This is a genomic window from Pseudoalteromonas sp. S558, assembly GCF_005886635.1.
GTDB lineage: Bacteria > Pseudomonadota > Gammaproteobacteria > Enterobacterales > Alteromonadaceae > Pseudoalteromonas > Pseudoalteromonas aliena.
In genome coordinates this window covers 1-2,984 of the sequence record NZ_PNDU01000164.1, presented here as the reverse complement: position 1 = coordinate 2,984, position 2,984 = coordinate 1, and the positions used below count along the sequence as shown (strand labels likewise).

Sequence of the window (2,984 nt, the reverse complement as noted above, 5' to 3'; positions counted from 1 at the left end):
GGTTAAGATATTTACTAATATATTGAATCATAATGATATTTAAATTTATTTTTCTCTAGCCAGAGATTTTCAGTGAAAACAAGGCGAATTTACGCGTCAATAGCTGGCCTATTGCAAGTAAATTCAACGCAGTTAGCGCTGAAAATAGCTGCTTGAGATAGATTTATTATCCTGAGTTCAGGTTAAGTTATGTTTGTATTAACAACCTAATTATAGAGTGCTATTAATTTACTTTTGAGTCAAGAAATCAAGAAAAACAAAGTGGTGTAGGAAGAGGCAAGAAGGTTTGAGCTATAGCGCAGGTCTATAGCTCAAAAATAATATTAGTTAGTTGAAGGAAGCTCCATAATGCCATCAATCTCAACTTGCACATTTTTTGGTAATGCACGTACTCCAATCGCAGCACGCGCTGGGTATGGCTTTTTAAAGTATTGGCTCATTACTTCGTTAACAATAGCAAAGTTTGATAAATCAGTAAGGTAAATATTTACCTTAACTAGGTCGTGTATCTGACCGCCAGCTTCTTCACATACAGCAGCAATATTTTTAAATACTTGATGTGTTTGTTCGCTAAAGTCTTCTGATATAACTTCCATGGTTTCTGGCACTAATGGGATTTGGCCAGATAAATAAACAGCGGTACCAACTTTAACTGCTTGGCTGTATGTGCCAATAGCTGCTGGTGCTTTGTCGGTAGAAATAAATGCTTTATTCATGAGTTTCCTATTTTACTTTTTACGATAGACTTTTTGAACATCAGGCATTACACGAATTTTACGCATAATGTTAGCAACATGGACACGGTTTTTAACGGTGACCCCTAAATCTATCACGTATAAATTACTTTCTTTTTCATCGGTGGCAATTTCGACAATATTGGCTTGGGTTGTAGCAACAACATTGGTTAATTTTGCTAATGCGCCTTGATGATTAATAATTTCAACCCTAAGCGCAGCAATGTATTCTTTTTCTGGGTTATCGTCCCATTTTACAACAAGGTATTTAGAGCGTTCATTTTCCCAACCACGAATGTTTTTACATTCTTGGCGATGAACAGTCAGGCCTTTACCTTGGCTTACATGCGCCGTTATAGCATCCCCTGGTACAGGGCGGCAACACTTAGAGTAATTAACTAACATGCCTTCGGTGCCGATAATAGTTGCTTTGGCTTGATTAGTAATATCTGTTAAATCATCATTTTCGTTTTGTAACAAGCGTTTAGCAATTAACATACTCATTAGATTACCAGAGCCTATTGCGACTAATAGCTCAAGTAATGTAGAAAGCTCATGCTCTTCAAGTACGCGTGCTATATTTTCATCAGCAATACTATCTAACTTATTTTCACCTAATGCTGAATCAAGTAAACGTCTACCCAATAACAGCGCTTCTTCATGATGCTGACTTTTAAGGTAGTTACGAACACCTAAACGTGCTTTACCGGTAACAATAAAGTTTAGCCAAGTTGCATTTGGGTGCGCGCCAGAGCTTGTAATTACTTCTATTGTTTGGCCGGTATCCAGTGCTTTACTCAATGGATAAGGTTTACGATTTACTCTTGCCCCTACGCACGTATTACCAACGTCAGTGTGCACAGCATATGCAAAATCAACAGCGGTTGCGCCCATCGGTAATTCAACTATCCGACCATCTGGCGTAAATACGTAAATTTCTTCAGGGAATAGCTCAGTTTTCACGTTTTCAATAAATTCAAATGACGAACCAGCACTTTGCTGAAGCTCTAATAAGCTTTGCATCCATTGACGAGCACGTTGTTGTGACGTATTACCCGCGCCATCACCCGATTTTTTATACATCCAGTGTGCGGCCACGCCTTTGTCTGCCATATGATCCATATCGTGAGTACGAATTTGGATCTCAACAGGTATGCCGTGTGGGCCAACTAAAGAAGTATGAAGCGACTGATAGCCATTGGTTTTAGGCACTGCAATATAGTCTTTAAAGCGCGTTTCAATCGGCTTATAAAGACTGTGAGCAACACCTAATACGCGATAGCACGTATCCATAGAGTCAACCGCAATTCTAAACGCGTAAATATCCATGACTTCGTTAAATAACAGCTCTTTATTGAGCATTTTTTTATAAATACTATAAAGGTGCTTTTCGCGGCCCGATACCGTCGCTTTTATGCCTGATTCTTCAAGGCGTGCTTCAATTTCGTTTTGAATATTTGAAATAACTTCTTTTCGATTACCACGTGCTTTTGCAACTTCAGATTTAAGTGCACGATGGCGCATAGGATATAGAGCTTGAAAACCTAAATCTTCAAGTTCATTTTTAATATCGTGAATACCTAAACGGTTTGCTATTGGCGCGTATATTTCTAGTGTTTCGCGTGCTATACGGCGGCGTTTATCGGGGCGAAGAGCGCCCAATGTACGCATATTGTGAGTTCTATCAGCAAGCTTGATTAAAATAACTCGTATGTCTTGAGTCATTGCCATAATCATTTTACGGTAGTTTTCAGCTTGAAATTCTTTTTTGTCTTTAAAGCTGAGCTTATCGAGCTTACTTACGCCTTCAACCAATTCAGCAACCGTTTCACCAAAAATTTCGGCTAAATCTTGTTGGCTAAAATCGGTATCTTCAATTACATCATGCATTAACGCCGCCATGAGCGTTTCATGGTCAAGATGCATGCCGGCAAGAATTTGGGTTACTTCAACAGGATGAGTTATGTAAGGCTCGCCGCTTGAGCGAGTTTGTCCTTCATGGGCCTCTCGGGCTACCACGTAAGATTTTTGTACTAGCTCCACATCTGCGGCAGGCAAGTATTCAGAAATTTTCTTTTTTAGACCTTCAAAAAGATACATTTACACTCCAATGTTCTAGGGCCTGTTGACCTTTGTGGATTAAAATTTGTTCAATCTAGGGGCGATTTAATCGCGGCGCGAGATTTTTAGCCTAGCGGGCTAAGTAAAAACCGAGCAACAAAGAGTAAATTGCCCCTAGGCAGAACCCTT

At 39.4% G+C, this 2,984-nt stretch carries 2 protein-coding genes; both read right to left on the bottom strand.

The annotated features are described in order from the left end of the window. Positions 1-323: 323 nt before the first annotated feature. Positions 324-716, bottom strand: coding sequence for a deaminase RidA (gene ridA / locus CWB66_RS12550; RefSeq protein ID WP_077536289.1), 393 nt, complete (start codon positions 714-716; stop codon positions 324-326). Between the two features lie 12 nt (positions 717-728). Continuing rightward, positions 729-2,834 (bottom strand): bifunctional GTP diphosphokinase/guanosine-3',5'-bis pyrophosphate 3'-pyrophosphohydrolase, encoded by a 2,106-nt coding sequence (gene spoT, locus CWB66_RS12545; RefSeq protein WP_077536288.1) that lies wholly within the window; start codon positions 2,832-2,834, stop codon positions 729-731. Positions 2,835-2,984: the final 150 nt, after the last annotated feature.